The 23,398-nt window shown below is 65.3% G+C and carries 21 protein-coding genes, 2 tRNA genes and 1 pseudogene; 8 read left to right on the top strand and 16 right to left on the bottom strand.

Annotated elements, in window-relative coordinates:
• The first annotated feature begins 48 nt into the window (after nucleotides 1–48).
• Nucleotides 49–963, top strand: a complete 915-nt coding sequence (locus GOOTI_RS12575) for an NUDIX hydrolase (protein WP_007238972.1) — start codon at nucleotides 49–51, stop codon at nucleotides 961–963.
• A gap of 80 nt (nucleotides 964–1,043) precedes the next feature.
• On the opposite strand, the gene GOOTI_RS12570 is transcribed toward GOOTI_RS12575, so the two are convergent.
• From GOOTI_RS12570 to leuC, 3 genes are all read right to left on the bottom strand, one after another.
• Entirely contained in the window at nucleotides 1,044–1,685 is a 642-nt protein-coding gene (locus tag GOOTI_RS12570) for an HU family DNA-binding protein (protein WP_007238971.1), read from the bottom strand.
• 175 nt (nucleotides 1,686–1,860) lie between these two features.
• A complete protein-coding gene (gene leuD, locus GOOTI_RS12565; protein WP_007238970.1) occupies nucleotides 1,861–2,454 on the bottom strand; it encodes a 3-isopropylmalate dehydratase small subunit in 594 nt (197 codons plus the stop codon).
• A gap of 67 nt (nucleotides 2,455–2,521) precedes the next feature.
• Nucleotides 2,522–3,940, bottom strand: coding sequence for a 3-isopropylmalate dehydratase large subunit (gene leuC, locus GOOTI_RS12560; protein WP_007238969.1), 1,419 nt, complete (start codon nucleotides 3,938–3,940; stop codon nucleotides 2,522–2,524).
• Between the two features lie 114 nt (nucleotides 3,941–4,054).
• Here leuC and GOOTI_RS12555 point away from each other — a divergent pair, with 114 nt between their 5' ends.
• Together GOOTI_RS12555 and GOOTI_RS12550 are read left to right on the top strand one after the other, a co-directional pair.
• Entirely contained in the window at nucleotides 4,055–4,792 is a 738-nt protein-coding gene (locus GOOTI_RS12555; protein WP_007238968.1) for an IclR family transcriptional regulator, read from the top strand.
• Between the two features lie 18 nt (nucleotides 4,793–4,810).
• A complete protein-coding gene (locus GOOTI_RS12550; RefSeq protein WP_007238967.1) occupies nucleotides 4,811–5,323 on the top strand; it encodes a PPOX class F420-dependent oxidoreductase in 513 nt (170 codons plus the stop codon).
• 76 nt (nucleotides 5,324–5,399) lie between these two features.
• Here the strand turns inward: GOOTI_RS12550 and GOOTI_RS12545 are convergent.
• The 5 genes from GOOTI_RS12545 to GOOTI_RS12525 all read right to left on the bottom strand — a co-directional run bounded on the left by GOOTI_RS12545 (nucleotide 5,400) and on the right by GOOTI_RS12525 (nucleotide 8,818).
• A tRNA-Glu gene (locus GOOTI_RS12545) sits at nucleotides 5,400–5,472 on the bottom strand.
• Between the two features lie 50 nt (nucleotides 5,473–5,522).
• A tRNA-Gln gene (locus GOOTI_RS12540) sits at nucleotides 5,523–5,594 on the bottom strand.
• Nucleotides 5,595–5,690: 96 nt separating this feature from the next.
• Complete coding sequence (gene gltX / locus GOOTI_RS12535) at nucleotides 5,691–7,157, bottom strand: glutamate--tRNA ligase (protein ID WP_007238966.1); 1,467 nt, start codon at nucleotides 7,155–7,157, stop codon at nucleotides 5,691–5,693.
• A 69-nt stretch (nucleotides 7,158–7,226) separates the two neighbouring features.
• Entirely contained in the window at nucleotides 7,227–8,048 is an 822-nt protein-coding gene (locus GOOTI_RS12530) for an alpha/beta fold hydrolase (RefSeq protein ID WP_007238965.1), read from the bottom strand.
• Nucleotides 8,045–8,818, bottom strand: coding sequence for a fumarylacetoacetate hydrolase family protein (locus tag GOOTI_RS12525; protein WP_007238964.1), 774 nt, complete (start codon nucleotides 8,816–8,818; stop codon nucleotides 8,045–8,047). Before GOOTI_RS12525 ends, GOOTI_RS12530 begins: the two co-directional genes overlap by 4 nt.
• 160 nt (nucleotides 8,819–8,978) lie before the next feature.
• On the opposite strand from GOOTI_RS12525, the gene GOOTI_RS12520 reads away from it, so the two are divergent.
• Complete coding sequence (locus GOOTI_RS12520; RefSeq protein WP_039994045.1) at nucleotides 8,979–10,193, top strand: MFS transporter; 1,215 nt, start codon at nucleotides 8,979–8,981, stop codon at nucleotides 10,191–10,193.
• Nucleotides 10,194–10,218: 25 nt separating this feature from the next.
• On the opposite strand, the gene GOOTI_RS12515 is transcribed toward GOOTI_RS12520, so the two are convergent.
• The 4 genes from GOOTI_RS12515 to serA form a co-directional block, all read right to left on the bottom strand.
• On the bottom strand, nucleotides 10,219–11,208 hold the full coding sequence (locus GOOTI_RS12515; RefSeq protein ID WP_007238962.1) for a hypothetical protein: 990 nt from the start codon (nucleotides 11,206–11,208) through the stop codon (nucleotides 10,219–10,221).
• Nucleotides 11,205–11,555 carry a GntR family transcriptional regulator gene (locus GOOTI_RS12510; RefSeq protein ID WP_007238961.1) on the bottom strand — a complete coding sequence of 117 codons (351 nt, stop codon included), beginning with the start codon at nucleotides 11,553–11,555 and terminating at the stop codon, nucleotides 11,205–11,207. Before GOOTI_RS12510 ends, GOOTI_RS12515 begins: the two co-directional genes overlap by 4 nt.
• A 120-nt stretch (nucleotides 11,556–11,675) precedes the next feature.
• Nucleotides 11,676–12,686 (bottom strand): 3-isopropylmalate dehydrogenase, encoded by a 1,011-nt coding sequence (locus GOOTI_RS12505; RefSeq protein WP_007238960.1) that lies wholly within the window; start codon nucleotides 12,684–12,686, stop codon nucleotides 11,676–11,678.
• Entirely contained in the window at nucleotides 12,683–14,278 is a 1,596-nt protein-coding gene (gene serA / locus GOOTI_RS12500) for a phosphoglycerate dehydrogenase (protein WP_039994051.1), read from the bottom strand. The genes GOOTI_RS12505 and serA overlap by 4 nt, the downstream gene beginning before the upstream one ends.
• Before the next feature lie 295 nt (nucleotides 14,279–14,573).
• Between serA and GOOTI_RS12495 the strand changes: the two genes are divergently transcribed.
• Nucleotides 14,574–15,236: a chymotrypsin family serine protease gene (locus tag GOOTI_RS12495; protein ID WP_039994044.1), complete on the top strand. Its 663-nt coding sequence runs from the start codon at nucleotides 14,574–14,576 to the stop codon at nucleotides 15,234–15,236.
• A gap of 78 nt (nucleotides 15,237–15,314) precedes the next feature.
• Here GOOTI_RS12495 and GOOTI_RS26155 read toward each other — a convergent pair whose 3' ends face one another.
• The 4 genes from GOOTI_RS26155 to GOOTI_RS12480 all read right to left on the bottom strand — a co-directional run bounded on the left by GOOTI_RS26155 (nucleotide 15,315) and on the right by GOOTI_RS12480 (nucleotide 19,090).
• Nucleotides 15,315–15,455, bottom strand: coding sequence for a hypothetical protein (locus tag GOOTI_RS26155; RefSeq protein ID WP_169315814.1), 141 nt, complete (start codon nucleotides 15,453–15,455; stop codon nucleotides 15,315–15,317).
• Nucleotides 15,456–15,507: 52 nt separating this feature from the next.
• Entirely contained in the window at nucleotides 15,508–16,521 is a 1,014-nt protein-coding gene (gene ilvC / locus GOOTI_RS12490) for a ketol-acid reductoisomerase (RefSeq protein ID WP_007238957.1), read from the bottom strand.
• A 113-nt stretch (nucleotides 16,522–16,634) separates the two neighbouring features.
• Nucleotides 16,635–17,135, bottom strand: a complete 501-nt coding sequence (ilvN, locus tag GOOTI_RS12485; RefSeq protein WP_007238956.1) for an acetolactate synthase small subunit — start codon at nucleotides 17,133–17,135, stop codon at nucleotides 16,635–16,637.
• Nucleotides 17,132–19,090 (bottom strand): acetolactate synthase large subunit, encoded by a 1,959-nt coding sequence (locus GOOTI_RS12480; protein ID WP_007238955.1) that lies wholly within the window; start codon nucleotides 19,088–19,090, stop codon nucleotides 17,132–17,134. Before GOOTI_RS12480 ends, ilvN begins: the two co-directional genes overlap by 4 nt.
• 336 nt (nucleotides 19,091–19,426) lie before the next feature.
• Between GOOTI_RS12480 and GOOTI_RS12475 the strand changes: the two genes are divergently transcribed.
• From GOOTI_RS12475 to ilvD, 3 genes and pseudogenes are all read left to right on the top strand, one after another.
• Nucleotides 19,427–19,981 (top strand): PH domain-containing protein, encoded by a 555-nt coding sequence (locus GOOTI_RS12475; RefSeq protein ID WP_007238954.1) that lies wholly within the window; start codon nucleotides 19,427–19,429, stop codon nucleotides 19,979–19,981.
• A gap of 95 nt (nucleotides 19,982–20,076) precedes the next feature.
• Nucleotides 20,077–21,419 (top strand): annotated as a pseudogene (gene mgtE / locus GOOTI_RS12470) (magnesium transporter).
• Nucleotides 21,420–21,681: 262 nt separating this feature from the next.
• The coding region (gene ilvD, locus GOOTI_RS12465) for a dihydroxy-acid dehydratase (RefSeq protein WP_007238951.1) at nucleotides 21,682–23,398 on the top strand (1,717 nt) is incomplete at its 3' end.

The following is a 23,398-nucleotide window of genomic DNA, read 5'->3' as shown; positions in this document are numbered from 1 at the left end:
CCGTGAACGCACCCGTTTCGTAACCTTCCACCACTAAGCTCACAGTCGATGTCCAAGACACACAAGACGATCTGGGCCGCGGGCGGTGTGCTGTGGAGGCCGCGGGACAACGACGGTGTCGAGATCGGTGTGATCCATCGACCCCGCTACGACGACTGGACGCTGCCCAAGGGCAAGCTCGAAGCCGACGAGACGCTCGTGATGACGGCGGCACGTGAGATCGGTGAGGAGACCGGTTACCGCGTGCGGCTGGGTAGACATCTCCGCGACGTCGCATACGACATCTCCAGCGGACGCAAGCGCGTGCGGTACTGGTCCGCACAGGCAGCCGACGGTGAGTTCGTCGAGAACCATGAGGTCGACACCATGGAGTGGCTGGGTGTCGAGGCAGCGGACCGACTCCTGAGCTATTCACAGGACCGGCGGGTTCTACGCGAATTCACCAGACTCCCAGCCGATCTCGACACTCTACTTCTGGTGCGGCACGCCAAGGCCGGCAGTCGATCACGCTACCGCGGCGACGACCGGTTGCGACCGCTCGACGCCGAAGGCCACGCGCAGGCCCACGCGCTCGCGGTCATGCTTCCGGCTTTCGGCGCCAACGAGGTCCACAGCGCAGACCGGACTCGCTGCGAGCAGACGGTGGCCCCGACCGCGGAGGCCCTCGGCGTGCCGATCATCACGGAGCCGACACTCTCCGAAGAGATGTATCGCGACGATCCTGTCGCCGCACAACGGCGGATCGTCGCCCTGGCAGCGGATTCAGGCGCTGTGGTACGCGCAGTGTGTAGTCAGGGCAAGGTGATTCCACCGCTACTCGAATGGTGGGCCACACAGGACGGTGTGTCCCTACCACCCGCGCGTAACCGCAAAGCGAGCGTATGGGTCATTCCGACACACCAGGGCAAGCTCGTCGCGGCCGACCACATCGACAGCCCGCTGCCACAGCACGACAGGGAGTGAATCGCGCCGGATACAGCTCACCCCCGACGGGGGAAGACCATCGGGGGTGAGGTGATCGAAGCGTCGGTCGCTGTGGACCCTCAGCGACGGGTCGACTTCTTGGCTGCCGTCGTCTTCTTCGCCGTGGTCTTCTTGGCCGCGGTGCCGGTCGACTTCTTGGCGGCCGTGGTCTTCTTGGCCGGAGTCGTGGTCTTCTTGGCGGCCGTGGTCTTCTTGGCCGGAGTCGTCTTCTTCGCGGCCGTGGTCTTCTTGGCCGGGGTCGTGGTCTTCTTGGCGGCCGTGGTCTTCTTGGCCGGGGTCGTGGTCTTCTTGGCGGCCGTGGTCTTCTTGGCCGGAGTCGTCTTCTTCGCGGCCGTGGTCTTCTTGGCCGGAGTCGTCTTCTTGGCCGCCGTGGTGGTGGCGCCGCTGCCACGCTTCACTGCCGGGCCGGACGAGGCGAGCTTCTGCTTGCCCGAGACGACTGCCTTGAACTGAGCGCCGGGACGGAACGCGGGCACGGACGTAGCGCGCACCTTCACCGTCTCGCCCGTCCGCGGGTTGCGTGCGACGCGCGGTGCGCGACGACGCTTCTCGAAGACACCGAATCCGGTGATGGTGACACTTTCACCCTTGTTGACCGCACGCACGATGGAGTCGACCATCTGCTCGACCGCCTGGGTCGCGGTCTTTCGATCCGTGTCGAGCTTTGCTGTCAGCTCATCGATGAGCTCTGCCTTGTTCATTGGATACCTCCGCAAGCCGATCTGGCCCACTTATCAGGCCAGCTACCACCACACGGTAAACGTCGACGTCGAAAAGTTCCATCTTCCACGCCAATTAGCGCGACGTGTCACCAATTCGTCACGCTTTCTGGCACTTCCGACGCTGTCGCGCGGAAAGGCTTTTCCGGCCGTTACATCAGCGCGGCAATGTGGTGGGCTTCCACGACGGACGGCGCGACTCGTACTCGGAAATGGCGTCTACCTGCCGCAATGTGAGTCCGATGTCGTCGAGACCCTCCATCAGACGCCACCGCGTGTAGTCATCAATTGTCAACGGCACCACGAGGTCTCCGGCAGTGACAGTCCGGTCCTCAAGGCTGACCGTGAGTTCGAGCCCCGGCTGCTCCTCGAGGCGCTTCCACAGCAGCTCGACGTCGGATTGTTCGACCTGCGCGGCGACGAGACCGGCTTTTCCGGCGTTCCCGCGGAAGATGTCGGCGAAGCGCGACGAGATGACGACCCGAAATCCGAAGTCCGACAGTGCCCAGACAGCGTGCTCGCGCGACGACCCGGTGCCGAAGTCGGGCCCCGCGACGAGAACCGAGCCGCGCTTCCACGGCTCGGCGTTCAGGATGAAGTCCGGGTCGGTCCGCCAGCCTGCGAACAATCCGTCCTCAAAACCTGTGCGGGTCACGCGCTTCAGGTAGACGGCGGGGATGATCTGGTCGGTGTCGACATTGCTGCGACGCAGCGGGACGCCGATTCCCGTGTGGGTGATGAACGGTTCCATGATGTTGTGGCCTTCGGATCGGGGATTGCGTGGTGGTGGCGGAGTCAGGCGTCGCGACGGGCGGGGCTCACAGATCAGCGGGCGACGACAACGTGCCGCGGATCGCGGTGGCCGCTGCGACGGCAGGCGACACGAGGTGGGTACGCCCACCCTTGCCTTGGCGCCCTTCGAAGTTGCGGTTCGACGTCGACGCGCACCGTTCGCCCGGGGCGAGCTGATCGGGGTTCATGCCGAGACACATCGAGCATCCGGCCTGACGCCACTCCGCACCGGCCGCCGTGAAGATCTCGCCGAGTCCCTCCTCGTCGGCCTGTGCACGTACCCGCATCGACCCCGGGACCACAAGCATCCGAACACCTTCTGCGACCGTTCGACCATCGAGGATCTCGGCGACGGCACGTAGATCCTCGATGCGGCCGTTGGTGCACGAGCCGACGAAGACCGTGTCGACACTGATGTCACGCAAGGGTGTGCCGGGGGTGAGATCCATGTACTGAAGCGCTTTCGACGCCGCGCCGGCCGCGTTCTCGTCACCGAAATCGGCAGGATCGGGTACCTCCGCCGAAAGCGGTGCGCCCTGGCCGGGATTCGTGCCCCAGGTGACGAACGGACTCAGCGACGCGGCGTCGATGTGCACTTCGGCGTCGAACTCGGCGTCGGGGTCGGTCCGCAGCGACGTCCAATAGTCGACGGCCGCGTCCCAATGTGCTCCCGTGGGGGCATTCGGACGCCCCTTCAGGAACTCGAAGGTCGTCTCGTCGGGTGCGATCATGCCGGCGCGAGCCCCCGCCTCGATGGACATGTTGCAGATCGTCATCCGGGCTTCCATCGAGAGCTTCTCGATTGCGCTGCCGCGATACTCGAGGACGTAGCCCTGTCCCCCGCCGGTACCGATCTCGGCGATCACGGCGAGGATCAGGTCCTTACTCGTGACACCGGACGGCAGTTCACCGTCGACCGTGATGGCCATGGTCCGGAACGGCCGCAACGACAGTGTCTGTGTCGCCAGCACGTGCTCGACCTCCGAGGTGCCGATACCCATGGCGAGCGCCCCGAAGGCACCGTGCGTCGAGGTGTGGCTGTCGCCGCACACGACCGTCATCCCGGGCTGGGTCAGGCCGAGTTGCGGTCCGACCACGTGGACGATGCCCTGTTCTTTGTCGCCCATGGGATGCAGGCGAATCCCGAACTCCTCGCAGTTGGCTCGCAGTGTGTCGACCTGTGTGCGCGAGACCGGGTCCGCGATGGGCAGCATGGTGTCGACGGTGGGCACGTTGTGGTCCTCGGTCGCGATCGTCAGATCCGGGCGGTGCACGGGCCGACCGGCGAGTCGCAGTCCCTCGAAGGCCTGCGGACTGGTGACCTCGTGAACGAGGTGGAGATCGATGAAGATCAGATCGGGGTCGTTCGCGTCTCCACGCACGACGACGTGGTCGTCCCACACCTTCTCGGCGAGAGTACGAGGCTTACTTGCACTGTTCGTCATCACTGCACTCATTCTGGCTGTAGCACTTGTGGTTTCGCGTGGGGTGCGACGGGACCCGGCGGGCCGTGCCGGTTCGCGTGTGCATCTCACGATGTGGACCGCTAGTATCGTCCTATGGGAAAGGATAGCGCACCGGAACCGCAGAGCGGAATCGGCGTCCTCGACAAGTCCGTGATCGTATTACGGGCCATCGCCGAGGCTCCGGCCAACCTCACCGAGCTCTGTGAGCGCACCAATCTGCCACGCGCGACGGCCCATCGATTGGCCGTCGGCCTGGAGACACATCGTCTCCTGGCACGCAACGCTTCCGGACGGTGGTACCCGGGACCCGCGCTGGGCGAATTGGCCTCCAGCGCCCACGATCCGATCCAGGAAGCCGCGCTCATGGTGCTCCCCCGACTACGTGAGATCACCGGCGAATCGGTCCAGGTCTATCGCCGGGAGGGCTCCGAACGGGTATGCATCGCCGCGATGGAGCCACCGACCGGATTGCGCGACACCGTTCCGGTCGGGACCCGCTTTCCCATGAGTGCGGGCTCTGCCGCGAAGGTGCTGCTCGCCTGGGCCGAACCGTCGACGCAGCGGGCGCTGTTACACGACAGCGTCTTCAGCGAGCGCGCACTGTACGAGATCCGTCGTCGCGGGTGGGCGCAGAGTGCAGGTGAGCGCGCCGCGGGCGTGGCCAGTGTCTCGGCGCCGGTTCGCGACGCCAACGGCGACGTCGTGGCGGCGATTTCGGTCTCGGGTCCGATCGACCGGATGGGGCGAAGGCCCGGCGCACGGTGGGCCGCCGACCTGCTCGCCGCTGCCGAGGCCATCCAGAAACGGCTACTGCCAACCGCGCGAACCTGATTCGGTTAGCGTCGTGGCATGGGAACAAACCAACGCCGACAGATCGTCATGTCCGACGCAGAGATCACCGACTTCGTCGAACGCAGCCGCACAGCGACTCTCGCGACTTACGGCGCCGACGGCAGCATCCATCTCGTCGCCATGTGGTACGGCGTCGTCGACGGCGAGATCTGGTTCGAGACGAAAGCGAAGTCACAGAAGGCCGTGAACCTCGGTCGTGATCCACGGTGCTCGGTACTCATCGAGGACGGCGACACCTACGACACGCTGCGAGGCGTCGCGTTCGAGGGTGTCGCGGAGATCCACGACGACCCCGACAACTGCCATCGCGTCGGCGTGAGCGTCTGGGAACGCTACACCGGGCCCTACTCCGACGAGATGAAGCCCTTCGTCGACCAGATGATGCACAAGCGCGTGGCGGTGCGCGTGGTTCCGTCGCGTGTGCGGTCGTGGGATCACCGCAAACTCGGCCTCGATCCGATGCCGGTCGCCGGGTCGACGGCCGCTGCGGTCACGGCGGAAGCCGACTAGACGGACACCCGAGGCGATTACGCAAACGACAGCACCCCCCTCACCACTGGCTGATGGTGAGGGGGGTGCTGTGTTGTAGCCCCGACGGGATTCGAACCCGCGCTACCGCCTTGAGAGGGCGGCGTCCTAGGCCGCTAGACGACGGGGCCATGACTCGATATTCAGTTGGAAAGACCGGGGTGTGGTGTCCCGGCTTTCGCTGGGGTACCAGGACTCGAACCTAGAATGGCGGTACCAGAAACCGCTGTGTTGCCAATTACACCATACCCCAAAGGTCTTGTTCTCCGTGAGGAAAACAACCTGCGATAGCCTAGCAGAGGCCGACCCGGTTACTACAAATCGCCTGGTCAACGCACTAACTGGGCGACTACTCCCGCGCAGCGCGCAGTCGGGCGAGGCTCTTGTCGCGCCCCAACAGCTCCATCGACTCGAACAGCGGCGGACTGATGTGCGAACCGGTCACCGCCACGCGGATCGGCCCGAACGCCTTGCGGGGTTTGAGTTCCAGACCGTCGACCAGTGCGCTCGTGAGCGCCTCCTGGATCGCCTCGGTGTTCCAGGACGCGAGGCCGTCCAGTGCGGTGATCGCGGCGTCGAGGACGGGCGCGGCGTCGGCTCCGAGATTCTTCGACGCCGACTTCTCGTCGATCGCGAATTCGTCGTCGGACACATAGAGGAACGAGATCAGAGGCCACGCCTCGCCGAGGACCTGGATGCGGGTCTGGACGAGCTCGGCGATCGTGGTGAACTGCTCGTCGTCGATCGGCTCGGTGAGAAGCCCCTGTGTGACGAGATATGCCTTCAGTCTCGCCGTGAAGTCGCCGAGTTCGAGCATCCTGATGTGCTCGGCGTTGATTGCATCGGCCTTCTTCTGGTCGAAGCGTGCCGGATTGGAATTCACGTCGCGCACGTCGAATGCGTCGATCATCTCGTCGAGACTGAAAACGTCGGTCTCATGTGAATATCCCCAGCCGAGCAGCGCGAGATAGTTGAGCAGCCCCTCCGGAATGAAGCCGCGATCGCGATGGTGGAAGAGGTTCGATTGCGGGTCGCGCTTGGAGAGCTTCTTGTTCCCCTCCCCCATCACGAACGGCAGATGGCCGAACTCTGGGACACGCTCTGCCACACCGATGCGGATGAGAGCCTCGTACAGCGCGATCTGACGCGGTGTCGAAGAGAAGAGATCTTCGCCGCGCAGCACGTGGGTGATCTTCATCATCGCGTCGTCGACCGGATTGACGAGGGTGTAGAGCGGATCGCCGTTGGCGCGGGTCAGTGCGAAATCGGGCACCGTCCCCGCCTTGATGGTCGTCGGTCCGCGCACGAGGTCGTTCCAGGTGATGTCGCGATCGGGCATCGGGAGGCGGACAACGGCTTTGCGGCCCTCCGCGCGGTAGGCCTCGCGCTGCTCGTCGGTGAGATCGCGATCGAAGTTGTCATACCCGAGCTTGGGATCCCGACCTGCGGCGCGGTGGCGTGCCTCGACCTCCTCGGGAGTCGAGAACGCTTCGTATGCCTCTCCCGCGGCGAGCAACCGCGCGACGACATCCTCATGGATTCCGCGTCGTTCGGACTGCCGGTACGGGCCGTAGGGACCGCCGACCTCCGGCCCCTCGTCCCAGTCGAGCCCGAGCCACCGCAGAGAGTCGAGGATCGCGTCGTACGACTCCTGGCTGTCGCGCGCGGCGTCGGTGTCCTCGATACGGAACACGAAGGTCCCCTTGTCGTGACGCGCCTGCGCGAAGTTGAACAGCGCGGTGCGCACCATTCCCACATGCGGTGTACCCGTCGGCGACGGGCAGAAGCGGACGCGGACAGGATCGTTGCTGCTCATGGAGGTCAGCGTATCGAATACCGCAGCACCGACCGCTCGCACCGTGGTTTCGACCGGAGACGGTCCCGCCTACCGATGTCGCGTGAGGAAGTCGACCAGGAGACGGTTGACCTGGGCGGGCTGTTCGAGATACCCGAAATGCCCGGCCTTGTCGACCTGCGCGTACTCCGCGGCAGGGATCGCGTCAGCCACCTCGCGGGCGAGTTCGACGGGAAGCCTTCTGTCATCGGTGAATCCGACGACCAGGGTCGGAACCGCGATAAGCCGGTAGGCCTCGAGCCGATTGGGCTCGTTGGTGTGCACACCCAGTTGCGCGCGCATTCCCGGAGTCATCTTCTGCTGGGAGAACATCATGACGTCGAGCCAGTCGCGCGTCGTGCGGTCGTCGGCGAGCGTATGCCGAGACAGATTGAGTTCAGCGGTGATCGAGGCCTCGTACTCGGGCGGCAACTCGATGTTGCTGTCGTAGAGCGCACGCTCTCCCGCCGAGAACGTCTCCTGCAGTACTGTGGTGCGCCCGTAGGTCGCCATCATCACCGCGGCGCGCACCAGATCGGGCCGAGCGAGTGCCAACTCCTGGGTGATTCGCGCACCCAGGGAGGTTCCGACGACGAAAGCCGGTGCGATCCCCAACGTTTCGATGAGCTCGGCGGTGTCGGCGACCATGTCGTCGAGCGTGAACCCCTCCGCACACTCCGACGACGGTGCGATGCCGCGGTTGTCGAACGTGATCACCTCGTAGCCGGCGCTGACCAACGCAGGAGCCTGGTGCGCCCGCCACACCCTGCCGGGGCTGCCGCTACCCATGACCATGACCACAGCGGGGCCCGACCCCGACCGCTCGTAGGCGATGTCGATCCCGTTGACCTGCGCGGTTGCCGATCCACTCACGGCTTGTCGACCACCGGGTTGCTCAACGTGCCGATCCCCTCGACCGTGACCGACACTCGTTGTCCGGCAACCATCGGACCGACACCCTCGGGGGTTCCGGTGAGGATCACGTCACCCGGCAGCAGCGTCATCACGCGCGAGATCCACTCCACCACAGCACCTACGTCGTGCAACATCAGCGACGTCCGACTCCGCTGGCGAACCTCACCATCGAGTTCGGTGGTGATCACAGCGTCCGACGGGTCGAACGAGGTCTCGATCCACGGCCCGAGTGGGCAGAAGGTGTCGTATCCCTTGGCTCTGGTCCACTGACCGTCGATCTTCTGCTGATCCCGAGCGGTCACGTCGTTGGCGACCGTGTAGCCGAGAATGACACCGGCGGCGTCGGCCGCCTTCACGTCCTTGCACGGGCGACCGATCACGACGGCGAGTTCGCCCTCGAAGTCGACTCTTTCGGACGACGGCGGACGCACGATCGGCACCTCGGGCCCGACGATCGACGTGTTGGGCTTGAGGAAGATCACAGGACTCTCGGGCGTGGCCGAACCCATCTCCGCAACGTGCGCCGCGTAGTTCTTGCCGATGCAGATCACCTTCGACGCCAGAATCGGCGCCAGTAGACGCACGTCGGCCAGGGGCCACGATCGACCCGTGAACGTCGGTGTACCGAAGGGATGTTCGGCAATCTCTTTGGCGGTCGCAGTACCGTCCGACTCGTCGATCGAGACGAATGCCACACCATCAGGACTCGCAATTCGGCCAAGACGCATACCCGAAACCCTAGCGCACCCGGCTTGTCCACTTCGTGGGACGTGAAATTGAGCGGGCAGCTATGCCGTCCTAGAATATGAACTATTGATCTCATTATTTAAGATTAAGTGAGTTCAGGCGGAGAAGTTTCGGTTTCCCACGCGCCAGAGGGGGTCCACGTTGACGACCACGTCCACGATCACGAACACCAGGCGCTGGACCATGCTCGCGTGCTCGTTGATCGCTGCGATGACGACAGCGGTTGTGGTCGGCGGCGTCGCGTATCTGATCCCTGCGTTGCACACTCAGCAGGACATGTCGCTGGCCCAGGCCTCGGTGTTGGCGACCGTTCCGACGATCGGGCTCATGCTGGCGATCGTCGGGTGGGGCGCGCTGCTCGATCGCTACGGCGAGCGGACGATCCTGATGATCTCGATCTCGATCACCTTGGTCGGCACCTCCGCAGCCGCCATCGCGGCCTCCACGCACGCGTCGTACATCGTGATCGCCGTGTGTCTGTTCCTCGCCGGGCTGGGTTCCGGCGCCGCGAACGGGGCGAGCGGACGAATCGTCGTCGGTTGGTTCCCGCCCCGACTGCGTGGTACCGCGATGGGCATCCGACAGATGGCCCAACCACTGGGGATCGGCGTGTGCGCCCTCACGATGCCGGTGATCGCCGACCGACACTCCGTCGCAGCCGCATTCGCGGTGCCCGCCGTGGTGACCGCCATCGGTTTGGCAGCGGTAGTGTTCGGCGTGATCGACCCACCGAGCGCTGGCAACGGTTCGGCGGACCACGCGGCTCGTCGAAATCCCTACCGCGAGAGCTGGTTTCTGGTCAGGGTCCACGCCGTGAGTGTGCTTCTGGTGATCCCGCAACAGATGCTGTGGACCTTCGTCCCCACGTGGCTCATCGTCGCCCGGCACTGGTCGCCCGCGGCAGCAGGCATTCTGGTGACCATCACGCAGGTGATCGGCGCGCTGGGGAGAATCGCCGCCGGACGATGGTCGGATGCCTGGCTGTCGCGGATGCGGCCCATTCGCCTCATCGCGCTCGGTGCGGCGGCCGCGATGGCGCTGCTCGCCGTCACCGATTGGCTGCACACGCCGCTGGCACCCGCGTTGATGGTGGTCGCGTCGATCATCACCGTTGCCGACAACGGACTCGCCTTCACCGCCATCGCCGAATACGCGGGGCCGCAGTGGAGTGGGCGCGGTTTGGCGGTTCAGAACACCGCACAATATCTGGCGACGGCAGCGACGACGCCGTTGTTCGGCCTCCTCATCGGCGCAGCCGGTTTCCCTCTCGCCTTCCTGGTCAGCGCCGCAGCTCCAGTGGTGGCCACCCCGTTGATTCCCAGGGATCCGGCACCGCGCGAAGAACTGGTGGGTTGAGGTCAGTGTCAGCCGACCAGTCGCGTCAACGCCGCGAATGCGCCTGCGACACCGACGCGTTCACCAGCACCGCCGCCACGGCGGCGTCGGGAACGACGACCAGGTCACGGCTTCCGTCGGACCGTGTGATCAACAAACCACTCCCGGACCGCAGGACAAGGCCGCGCACGCCGCGCAGGCGTCCGTACACACAGATGCGTTGGCCGTAGCCGCCGAAGTCCCGCAACGCGTTCACGTGTGCGACTTCGGCACGTCTGACGTCGTGCATCGGAATGGTCAGCCGCGGCCAGCCCACGACGCCTCGCACCGCCACGCCACCACGGTCGACGCTCACCCGGGCCGACCACAGGATCGCCGCAGCTGCCACGACGACGACGCACGGCAGCACGAGCCACGCGCTGCGCAGGACAACGGCAAGTGCGCCCATCGTCAGTAGCGCGACCCCGAGAACAACCAGCGATCCACTCGACGCCGACACCCTACGCTGCCACAGGAAGCGTTCTCCCACAGCAAGACTCTCAATCGGTTGTGCTCCGACCACCGGGGGCTGCGACAGGTGCGTCGGGCGCACGAGACTGGCGCTCGCGAGCGCGACCAGCAACCCGAGCACCCCCGCCAGAAGCAGCGCACCCACCGGTACGCCGACGTCGGATGTGTCGGTGCTGCCTCGTTGGGCGCCAACGGTTCCCACGAGACCGATCGTCACGAAGACGACGACACCATTGACCAGCGCGATGGCGACGCGAAGCACACGGGCCTCACGAATGAACCACCCCGACAGGCCGCCGACGAGGGCGGCAACCACTGCGACGATCACGACAGAAACCACCACGGTCCGCACGTCGGCCGTGCTGTCGACCCCGCCCGAACCCCAATGCGTGGCAACAGTTGTCGGCAACTCAGATCTCCACAGACTCAACAGCACCAGCCCGACGACGAGGACAACGACGGACGGCAGACTCCCCAGCAGGGCATACCCCGCGCGCCTCGGATGATGGGCCGACGAACCGTTCATGACATCCTCCTGGTGATCTCTCCGGACAACTCTGCGGCCCCCACGCCGAATCTGCGGGCGGTGTCGACGAGTCGGTCGAGTGCGTCTGCGAGTTCTGCGTTGCGCGGCGCGTCGCCCGAGACAACCGCTCCCCTGCCGCGGCGGAGTTCTACGAGCCCCTCATCGCGCAGTTCTTGGTATGCACGAAGCACCGTGTGGATGTTGACGTCGAGGGATGCGGCGAGGTCACGCGCTGCCGGCAGTCGCTCACCCTGCGTCAGGTCGCCGCGCGCGATTCCGCCACGTACCGATGCGGCGATCTGGGTAAAGATCGGCGTGCGGTCTGCGGCGTCGATGCGAATGAGCACACAGCTATCCTATAGTTCTAGCTCAAATAGAACAATAGTCATCGTATCGAACAGCTGCACAGACGACTCGGGCCGGAACCCGAAGGTTCCGGCCCGTGAAGTTGTGGGACGCTGCGCGGCTCAGAGCCGCCCGAGAATCCGCTTGCCGATCTCGCCGGTCGACAACGTTGCGCCGTCGCGGTCGAGGAGATCGTCGGCGACAGCCTTTTCCACGCGCCGCGCTTCGTCTGCGTACCCGAGATGATCGAGCAGAAGCGCCACAGACAGGATCGCGGCCGTCGGATCCGCCTTCTGCTGCCCGGCGATGTCGGGTGCGCTGCCGTGCACTGGTTCGAACATCGACGGGTTGGTGCCGGTGGCGTCGATGTTGCCCGACGCCGCGAGGCCGATCCCACCGCTGACCGCAGCAGCGATGTCGGTGATGATGTCGCCGAAGAGGTTGTCGGTGACGATCACATCGAAACGGCCCGGATCGGTCACGAGATAGATGGTGGCCGCATCGACATGGCAGTAGTCGACACTGACGTCGGGGTACTCCGCGGCGACCTGCTCGACGGTGCGGCTCCACAGCGAGCCCGCGAAGGTCAGCACATTCGTCTTGTGCACGAGCGTCAGGTGCTTCCGGCGCGCGGTCGCACGCTCGAAAGCATTACGTACCACGCGTTCGACGCCGTACCGGGTGTTGACGCTGACCTCGGTGGCGACCTCGTGCGCGGTGTCGACGCGAATGGCTCCACCGTTGCCGGTGTACGGCCCCTCGGTGCCCTCCCGGACCACGACGAAGTCGATGTCGGGATCGCCCGCGAGTGGCGACGGCACGCCTGGGAAGCGGCGTGACGGACGCAGGTTGATGTGATGATCGAGCGCGAACCGCATCTTGAGCAGCAAGCCACGCTCGAGCACACCGGACGGCACCGACGGATCGCCGATCGCACCGAGCAGGATTGCGTCGTGCTCACGCAGCGACGCCAGATCGTCATCGGTGAGCAGTTCGCCGTTGCGATGGAAACGGCGCGCGCCGAGGTCGTATTCGGTGACGGCGACGTCGGGGACGAGCGTCGTCAACACCTGCAGCGCTTGGGAGATGACCTCGGGCCCGATGCCGTCGCCTGCGATGACAGCGAGTTTCATGACAGATCCACCTGTTCGATCAGCGTTGCGTCGACCGCTTCCGAGATGGCCGAGACGACAGAGTCGTCGACCTTCGTGCTGACCCGGAGCAGCATGGTGGCACCGCCGCCCTCCGCGTCCTGCGACAGCGCGGCCGCGAGGATGTCGATGCCCGCGTTACCGAGCAGCGTGCCGATCTTGCCAAGCGAACCGGGCTGATCGACATAGCTGACAAGCAGATTGAGCCCTTCGGCACGGAGGTCGAAGTTGCGACCGTTGATGTTGACGATCTTCTCGACCTGACGTGGTTCGGTGATCGCACCCGACACGTTCTGCACCGAACCGTCGGCATACACGGCCTTGACGTCGACGACGCTGCGGTGGGTCGGGCTCTCGCTGTTGGTCACGACCTCACTGGTCACACCGCGCTCGGCGGCAACGGTCGGCGCGTTGACGAACGTGACCGGTTCGTCGAGGGCGGCAGAGAAGAGTCCGCGCAGCGCCGACAGCCCGAGGACGTCGACGTTGCTCGAGGCGAGTTCACCGCGGACGTCGACGACGATGGACGACGGCAGTTCGGTACTCAGCGCACCGATCATCACGCCGAGCTTGCGCGCCATCTCCAGCCACGGTGCGACCTCCTCGTCGACCGCACCGCCGGTGATGTTGACCGCGTCGGGGACGAAGTGACCGGCGAGCGCGAGGCGGACGCTCTTGGCGACGTCGGTACCCGCGCGGTCCTGCGCCTCGCTCGTGGAGGCACCGAGGTGCGGCGTCACGACGACCTGCGGCAGTTCGAACAGCGGCGAGTCGGTGCACGGCTCGGTGGCGAACACGTCGAGACCCGCGGCACGGACCTGACCGGAGGTGATCGCGTCGGCCAGCGCCTGCTCGTCGACGAGTCCGCCACGAGCGGCGTTGACGATGATCACGCCCTTCTTGGTCCGCGCCAGCTGATCCGCACCGATCAAGCCGAGTGTCTCGGGAGTCTTCGGTAGGTGGACGGTGACGAAGTCGGCACGCTCGAGCAGTTCGTCGAGGCTGACGAGCTCGATGCCGAGCTGCGCAGCGCGCGCGGGCGAGACATAGGGGTCATAAGCGATGACGTGCGTCTCGAAGGCTGCCAGGCGCGCAGCGACGAGCTGACCGATACGACCGAGCCCGACGACGCCGACCGTCTTGTCGAAGATCTCGACGCCGTTGAACGACGAGCGCTTCCACGTGTGTTCACGCAACGTTGCGTCGGCCGCGGGGATCTGGCGGGCGGCCGCCAGCATCAGCGTGACGGCATGCTCTGCGGCGGTGTGGATGTTGGAGGTCGGTGCGTTCACGACCATCACGCCGCGTGCGGTCGCTGCCGGCACGTCCACGTTGTCGAGGCCCACGCCCGCGCGCGCGATGATCTTCAGGTTCTTGCCCGCCTCGAGCACCTCTGCATCCACGGTGGTTGCGGACCGCACGAGCAACGCATCCGCATCGACCACTGCCTCGAGGAGCTTGGGGCGGTCTGGGCCGTCGACCCACCGCACCTCGACGCCATCGCCAAGGGCTTCCACCGTCGAGGGGGCCAGTTTGTCGGCGATCAGGACGACCGGACTGCCAGCTGAGGTCACAGTGAATTCTCCGTAGATCGGGTGCACAGGATTCGAGGACGTCAAAGACGTACGGCAACAGCTTAGAGGGACGCTCGACGCGCCTGAACAGCCGGTCTGCGTCGTCAAGGTGCTTACTCAGGAAACACCTGTACATTGTGATCGTCATTACGCGGCCCGACGAGCGTCATCACGGACTGGTTGCAAAGCAACCGCATCTGGATTCCGAGTGGAGATCGACTGGGTCGCCGACCGTTACGGTGTGCATGACCCGCCGAACAGGCGGGACGAATGTTAACAAGAGTGGAGCATGTGAATGATGAGGAAGCTGACAGCAATGCTGGCTGTTCTCGCTGCGGTATTGCTGGCCGGCTGGGGGGCGGGTAGCGCCACAGCCGCCCCGGCGAAGATCTACATCGGCGGCGGCTCGGGAATCCTGGTCCTCAAGGGCGGCAACAGCGCGTCGGCGTGCACCCTCACCACGATCGGCCACGCCAAGACCGGGCAGTTGATCGGCATCACAGCCGGGCACTGCGGCAAGCCCGGACAGAAGGTCCTCTCGGAGACATTCCAGGATCGCGGCCAGGCCGGCGTCATCACCTACTCCGATCCCAAGGAAGACGTCGCGCTGATCGAATTCGATCCGAATCGTGTCGTGCCGCTGCGATCCGTGCACGGCGTGACGATCAACAAAATCGACACCCGTCCCATCGGCTTCCCCACCGTCGCGTGCAAGCAGGGCCGCACCACCGGCAACACCTGCGGCATCTCGTGGTTCTCCGACGGCGACGTCCACTTCTCCCAGATCTGCGTCATCGAGGGCGATTCCGGTAGCCCGGTCGTCGTCGGCGACCGGCTCGTCGGCATGGTCAACGCCTACTACTTCGTCGGCTGCATCGGACCGGAGACGGGAACCAACATCGGTGCGGTGCTCGACTACGTGAAAACGACCAGGTACAAGGGCTTCTCGCTGATCTGATCGGCTGATCCGAGAACAACCACAACACCCCGAGGCGGCAGTTCGCCTCGGGGTGTTGTGGTTTCGCATGTCGGTCCGTCAGTCGGCACCGAGTGTCGTCGGCGCGCAGACACCGTCACCTTCGGGTACCTCGGGGAAGTACTCGAGATCCTCCAGCATCCAGAGTTCGGTAACCTTGCGCAGTGTGGCAGAGCCGGTCGACCCACGAGCCGGAAACAACGCCGGCCCGGCTCCCTGACGGGAAGCCGGGCCGGCGTTGGGTGCTTGTGACTCAGGCAGTTTCGGTGATCGGGCGATCCACCCAGCTCATCAGGTCACGCAGCTTCTTGCCGGTCACCTCGATCGGGTGCTCGGCATTCTTCTTGCGCAGCTCCTCGAGCTCCTTGTTGCCGCCCTCGACGTTGGCGACGAGCCGCTTGACGAAGGTGCCGTCCTGGATGTCGGAGAGGATGGCGCGCATGCGCTCCTTGGTGTCGGCGTCGATGACGCGCGGTCCCGACAGGTAGCCACCGAACTCGGCGGTGTCGCTCACCGAGTAGTTCATCCGCGCGATACCGCCCTCGTACATGAGATCGACGATGAGCTTGAGCTCGTGCAGCACCTCGAAGTACGCCATCTCGGGGGCATAGCCGGCCTCGACCATGACCTCGAAGCCGGTCTTGACCAGTTCCTCGGTGCCACCGCAGAGCACAGCCTGCTCACCGAAGAGGTCGGTCTCGGTCTCTTCCTTGAAGGTGGTCTTGATGATGCCGGCACGACCACCACCGATGGCCGACGCGTAGCTCAACGCCAGCGCCTGGCCCTCACCCTTGGGGTCCTGGTCGACCGCGATCAGACACGGCACTCCCTTGCCGTCGACGAACTGACGCCGAACGAGGTGTCCCGGGCCCTTCGGCGCCACCATCGCGACCGTGACGTTCTCCGGCGCCTTGATGAGGTCGAAGTGGATGTTGAGCCCGTGACCGAAGAACAGCGCGTCGCCGTCCTTCAGGTTCGGCTCGATGTCCTCGGTGAAGATCTTCGCCTGGCTCGTGTCGGGCGCGAGCAGCATGATGACGTCGGCCCACTCTGCGGCCTCCGCGTTGGACATGACCTTGAGGCCCTGCTCTTCGGCCTTCTCACGCGACTTGGAGCCCTCACGCAGGCCGATCGCCACGTCGACGCCGGAGTCGCGCAGCGACAGCGAGTGCGCGTGCCCCTGGCTGCCGTAACCGATCACCGCGACCTTGCGGCCCTGGATGATCGACAGATCGGCATCGTCGTCATAGAACAATTCGATCGCCACAGTTGGATTCCCTTCGATATATCTCTTGGTGCCCCGGATGAAGACGGCTTCGGTGGAAGCGAACTCGTCGAACCGGGACGCTGCTGTTGTGTTGTGACAGTGATGTGAGTGCGTCAGCGATTGGCCGACATGCTCTTGGGACCCCGACCCAGCGTGACCGCACCGGACTGGGCGATCTCACGAATCCCGTACGGATCGAGCATCCGCAACAGGGCCTCCAGTTTCTCCGACGTTCCGGTCGCCTCGATGGTCAACGACTCCGGCGAGACGTCGATCACCTTGGCGCGGAACAGATTCACGACCTCGATGACCTCGCTGCGCACCGAAGCGTCGGACCGCACCTTGACCATCATCAGCTCGCGGGACACCGACGACGCCGGGTCCTGCTCGACGATCTTGATCACGTTGATCAGTTTGTTGAGCTGCTTGGTGACCTGCTCGAGCGGGAAGTCGTCGACCGACACCATGATGGTCATCCGCGAGACACCCTTCATCTCGGTCGGACCGACCGCGAGCGACTCGATGTTGAATCCACGGCGCGAGAACAGCGACGACACTCGCGCGAGGACGCCCGGTAGGTCCTCGACCAGAACGCTCAGGGTATGAGTACTCACTTGCGACCCTCCTGGCCGAGATTGGTCTGCTGGTTGACGATTTCGTGGATGTCGGCGACGTCCTCAGCCGCCGACTCGTCGTCGTCGAACAGTGGTCGGATGTCGCGGGCCGCCATGATCTCGTCGTTGCCGGTTCCCGCTGCGACCATCGGCCACACCTGGGCGTCGGCGCCGACGATGAAGTCGATGACCACCGGCCGGTCGTTGATCTCGCGCGCCTTGGCGATCACCTCGTCGACGTCGGCTTCGTTCTCGACGCGGAATGCCGCGCAGCCCAACGCTTCTGCGAGTTTGACGAAGTCCGGGATTCTGCGGGAGTGGGTCGAGAGATCGGTGTTGGAGTAGCGCTCCTCGTAGAAGAGCGTCTGCCACTGGCGCACCATGCCCAGGTTTCCGTTGTTGATCAGTGCCACCTTGATCGGGATGCCCTCGATCGCGCAGGTCGCCAACTCCTGATTGGTCATCTGGAAGCAACCGTCACCGTCGATCGCCCACACCTCGGCGTCGAGGTCGGCCATCTTGGCGCCCATGGCCGCGGGAACCGCGTACCCCATCGTGCCCAGTCCGCCCGAGTTGAGCCACGTGCGCGGCTTCTCGTAGGAGATGAACTGGGCCGCCCACATCTGGTGTTGGCCGACGCCCGCGCAGTACACGGCGTCGGGACCCGCGAGCTGCCCGATGCGCGAGATGACGAACTCCGGCGACATCGACCCGTCGGCGGGACGGTCGTAGCTAAGCGGATACGTGCGGCGGATGCGGTCCAGATACTCCCACCACGCGGTCAGATCCTGCGACGAATCGCTGGTGGCCCGCTCGTTGCGCAGGGTTTCGATCAGATCGGAGATGACCGCCTTGCAGTCCCCGACGATCGGCACGTCGGCAACTCGGTTCTTGCCGATCTCGGCCGGGTCGATGTCGGCGTGAATGACCTTCGCGCCGGGCGCGAACGAGGACAACTGCCCGGTGACGCGGTCGTCGAAACGGGCGCCGAGCGTGATCAGCAGGTCCGAACGCTGCAGCGCAGCAACAGCTCCCACGGTGCCGTGCATACCGGGCATTCCGAGGTGCTGCGGGTGCGAATCCGGGAAGGCGCCCCGCGCCATCAGTGTGGTGACGACAGGGATGCCGGTCAGCTCCGCGAGTTCGAGCAACTCCGGGGTGGCATTCGCCTTGATCACACCGCCGCCGACGTAGAGCACGGGGTTCTTGGCGGCGTTGATGAGACGTGCGGCCTCGCGGACCTGCTTGCCGTGCGGCTTGGTCACCGGGCGGTAGCCGGGCAGGTCGATCTGCGGCGGCCACGAGAAGGTGGTCTGTGCCTGCAGGATGTCCTTGGGGATGTCGACGAGGACGGCACCCGGACGGCCGCTCTCGGCGATGTGGAACGCCTCGGCGATGATCCGCGGGATGTCGACGGCGTTGCTCACGAGGAAGTTGTGCTTGGTGACCGGCATCGTGATGCCGGAGATGTCGGCCTCCTGGAACGCATCGGTACCGATGAGAGCGCGTCCCACCTGACCGGTGATCGCCACGACCGGGACCGAGTCCATCTGCGCGTCGGCGAGCGGCGTCACCAGATTGGTCGCGCCGGGCCCCGACGTCGCCATCATGACACCTGCGCGCCCGGTGACCTGCGCATAACCAGTGGCGGCGTGGCCAGCCCCCTGCTCGTGGCGAACGAGGACATGACGCACCTTCTGCGAGTCGAGCAGCGGGTCGTAGACGGGCAGCACAGCACCGCCCGGAATTCCGAAGACGACCTCGACGCCGAGTTCTTCGAGCGACCTGACCACCGACTGTGCACCGCTGACGCGTTCGGGTGCAACGGTGTTCTGCTGCACGGCGCGGAGAGTGCCCGCCGCCGGTGACTGTTCGCGCAGCACAGTGGCTGCATTGCCATTACTCTTGGCTGCGGGCTCGGCCCCGCCGGCGGCGCGTGCTGTTGGTGCGCTCACTGCACGGTCCTCACATCTTCTGCTCGGTGTCCTGTGACGGACTGGGATTCAATTGGCTTGTGATGGCGTATGGAGATCGGGTCACCATGCCGTTGACAACAAAAAACCCCCGACAGCAAGGCTGTTCGAGGGTGGCGCGTCGATGCTGGCTGGGTCTACGAAGTGACCGGTCAGGCGACGACGCGCCGGCCGATTACTACGAGAAGATCCTTGTGCATCACGTTGTTCACGGTAGGACCGCGCCCATCGCAGAGTCAAACTACGGACACTTCAGTCCCACATCGTGAGAAAGTACTGCGTGACCGGGCGGTATCGTCCGGATGTCACAATGGGAGCGTGTCCTCCCCCTCCGACCACACGACGCACGACTCCGCCGCAGACGACTCCGCACGGCACAGCAGCCACGCGACCGCACGGGTCGACGCCACTGCGGGCGACGCTCACGCACATGTCGACGCCGAGGCTGTGCACGACGAGACGAGCGCTCCCGAGGTGGTCGAGCTCCCGCAGGTGTTCCGGGTCCAGAAGCTGGCCTACTTCACCATTCCGGCAGCGTTCATCGTGGTCATCATCCTCGCCGGCGCCTCGCTGGTGTGGCTCGGATGGACCCTGATCCTCCCTGTCCTCCTCGCCCTGTGGATCGCACGCGTGCGAACCGTCGTGACCGAGGACGGGATCACCGCGGTCGGGACGTTCCGAACGAGACGAATCCCGTGGTCTGACATCGCCGGTCTGCAGTTCTCCAAGTGGGGGCCTGTCCGCGCTGTCCTGACCGATGATTCGACGGTGCGCCTGCCCGCACTGATGTTCCGCGATCTCCCCCGGTTGTCGGCTGCGAGCCGTGGTCGGATACCCGACCCCTATGCCGCAGCCGCTGCCGCCGAGGACTGACCCCGCGGACGCCATGGCCGACGCGCGGCGAGATCGCACGCGTGGCGTCGGTTCGCCACCCGGTGCCGGCGCGGCAACGCGTTTAGGGTCGGATCGTGCACACGCCGACGATCACGCCCCACGCGGTGAAAGAGCTCATCGATGACGGTGACCTCGCGACGCTGACGCGACTCATGCGCGACCTGCCGCCGACCGAGATCGCCTCGATCGGCAACCACCTTCCCCGCAAACAGGCGAGCATCGCCTTCCGCATGCTGCCCAAGTCGACTGCCTCGAAGTGTTCGAGCATCTCTCGCCACGGGTGCAACAGGGATTGATCGACGAGTTGGGCACCACCGAGGTCGGCGAATACTTCGCGGGTCTCGATCCCGACGATCGTGCCGAACTCCTCGACGAACTACCCACCCCCATCGCCCACGAACTGGTTGCGACGCTGCGCCGCGACGAGCGCGAGGCCACCGGCGTGGTGCTCGGATTCCCGCGCGGATCCGTCGGCAGGCGAATGAGTCCGGAGATCGTGCACGCCGTCGTCGACGACACCGCCGAGTCCGTCCTCAACCAGGTCAAAGCGGTAGGCGACCGTGTCGAGACCATCTACACCATCCCTGTCACCGAGCCCGACCGAGAACTCGCGGGGGTGGTGAGTCTGCGCGATCTACTGCTCGCCGATCCGGGCACCACGATGACCGAGCTCATGCGAAGCCCCGTGTCCGCCCGGGCAGACGACGACGCGGAACAGACCGCCCAACGCTGCGTCGAGCGGGGCATCCTCGCCACTCCCGTCGTCGACAGCGACAACAAGGTCGTCGGCGTCCTCACGCTCGACGACGCGATCGAGGTCATCGAGCAGGCCAGGGACGAGGACCAGGCGCGAGCGGGCGCCAGCGAACCCCTCGAGGAGCCCTACCTGCTGGCGTCGGTCTGGCGCATCACCCGATCACGGGTTGTGTGGTTGTTCGTCCTCGCAGTGTCGGCGATCCTCACGGTCAACGTGCTCGAGATCTTCGAGGCGACACTCGACGAGATGGTGGCTCTCGCACTGTTCATCCCGCTGCTCACCGGCATCGGCGGCAACACCGGTTCGCAGGCCGCGGTCACGGTGACCCGCGCACTCGCCGTCGACGACGTGCGCACCCGCGACGTGGTGCGGGTGGTCTCCAAGGAATTCCGGGTGGGCCTCACCCTGGGCGCGTGTCTCGGTGTGGTCGGCTTCGCCGTGGCCTCGCTGGCCTATGACACCGGCATCGGCACGGTCATCGGCTTGACCATCGTCGCCATCTGCACCATGGCCGCGACCGTCGGCGGACTCATGCCACTGGCAGCGAAGTCCATCCACGTCGATCCTGCCGTCTTCTCGACGCCTTTCATCTCCACGTTCTGCGACGCGACCGGACTCATCATCTACTTCACCATCGCCAAAGCGGTGCTCAACATCTGAGCCCTACCGGACGGCGGTCGGTTTTGTTCTCCCACGTCAGCGGGGAGTACCGTGGAATGTCGAGCCCGAGTCATCGCGTCGATCGGCGACGACGACCGGTTGCTCACAGCCCAGACGAACCCGGCGCGGACCCGCCGCGGTGTCAGGCGCGAATGTCTGCGATGAATATTTGCGCCGGGCGCGACGTTGACACGCACTACAACGCGCAGCGAGTCCACACGCTCCGCCTCTGTGCGGACACCGAAATGATCGAGGAATCTCCATGCCAGCCTTGAGGTCACGTACCACCACCGTCGGACGCGAGGCGTCCGGCGCTCGCGCGCTGTGGCGCGCAACCGGAATGACGGAGGATGACTTCGGCAAGCCGATCGTCGCCATCGCCAACTCGTACACGCAGTTCGTGCCGGGCCACGTTCATCTCAAGAACGTCGGAGAGATCGTCGCGGAGGCAGTGGCGGCCGCGGGCGGGGTATCCAAGGAGTTCAACACGATCGCCGTCGACGACGGAATCGCCATGGGACACGGTGGGATGCTCTACTCGCTACCGAGCCGTGAAATCATCGCCGACTCGGTCGAATACATGGTGAACGCACACACCGCCGACGCCCTCGTCTGTATCTCCAACTGCGACAAGATCACTCCGGGAATGCTCAACGCGGCGATGCGTCTGAACATCCCGACGGTGTTCGTCTCCGGCGGACCGATGGAGGCGGGAACCTCCGTGGTCATCAACGGCGTCGTGCATCCGGGCACCGACCTCATCGACGCGATCACCGCCTCCGCCGACAGCAACGTCGGCGACGAGGAACTGCTCACCGTGGAGCGTTCGGCGTGCCCGACGTGCGGCTCGTGTTCGGGCATGTTCACCGCCAACTCGATGAACTGTCTGACGGAGGCGCTCGGGTTGTCGTTGCCGGGCAACGGATCCACCCTCGCGACCCAGGTCGCCCGCCGTGACCTGTTCACGAAGGCGGGCGAGTTGATCGTCGACATCGCCAAGCGCTACTACCACGACGACGACGAGTCGGTGCTGCCGCGCAGCGTCGCGACCCGGGAGGCCTTCGAGAACGCGATGGCGCTCGACGTCGCCATGGGCGGCTCCACCAACACGGTGTTGCACATCCTCGCTGCTGCGCAGGAGGGTGAGGTCGACTTCACCCTCAAAGACATCGACCGCATCTCGCGCAAGGTGCCCTGCGTGTCGAAGGTCGCGCCGAACTCGCCGAAGTACTACATGGAGCACGTGCACCGCGCCGGAGGTATCCCCGCGATCCTCGGCGAGCTGAATCGCGGCGGCCTACTCAACACCGATGTCCACCCGGTCCACGCCCCGTCGCTCGAGTCGTACCTGGCCGACTGGGACATCCGTAGCGGCACCGCGACCGACGCGGCGATCGAACTCTTCCACGCCGCGCCGGGCGGCGTTCGCACCACTGAGCCGTTCTCGACGTCGAATCGCTGGGAATCGTTGGACACCGACGCCGCCGACGGTTGCATCCGCGACATCGAACACGCCTACACCGTCGAAGGTGGCCTGTGTGTCCTGCACGGCAACCTCGCCGAGAACGGCGCGGTCCTCAAGACCGCCGGAGTCGACGAGTCACTGTGGCACTTCCAAGGCCCCGCGCGTGTCGTCGAGAGCCAGGAGGACGCGGTTCACGCCATCCTGTCGAAGGAACTCCAGGCGGGCGAGGTCCTGGTGATCCGCTACGAAGGTCCTGCCGGTGGGCCGGGTATGCAGGAGATGCTGCACCCGACGGCCTTCATGAAGGGCACCGGAATGGGCAAGAAGTGCGGACTGGTCACCGACGGGCGATTCTCCGGCGGATCGTCGGGACTCGTCATCGGGCACGCCTCCCCCGAGGCTGCCGCGGGCGGCGACATCGGGCTGGTCGAGAACGGCGACGAGATCCTCATCGACGTCAAGACCCGGACCCTGAAGATGCTCGTCGACGACGATGTACTCGCCGAGCGCCGCG

Origin of the sequence: Gordonia otitidis NBRC 100426 (assembly GCF_000248075.1) — a bacterium.
In the GTDB taxonomy this organism is placed as follows: domain Bacteria; phylum Actinomycetota; class Actinomycetes; order Mycobacteriales; family Mycobacteriaceae; genus Gordonia; species Gordonia otitidis.
Note: the sequence above shows the minus strand (reverse complement) of the source record. Positions and strands in the feature narration are given on the sequence as shown.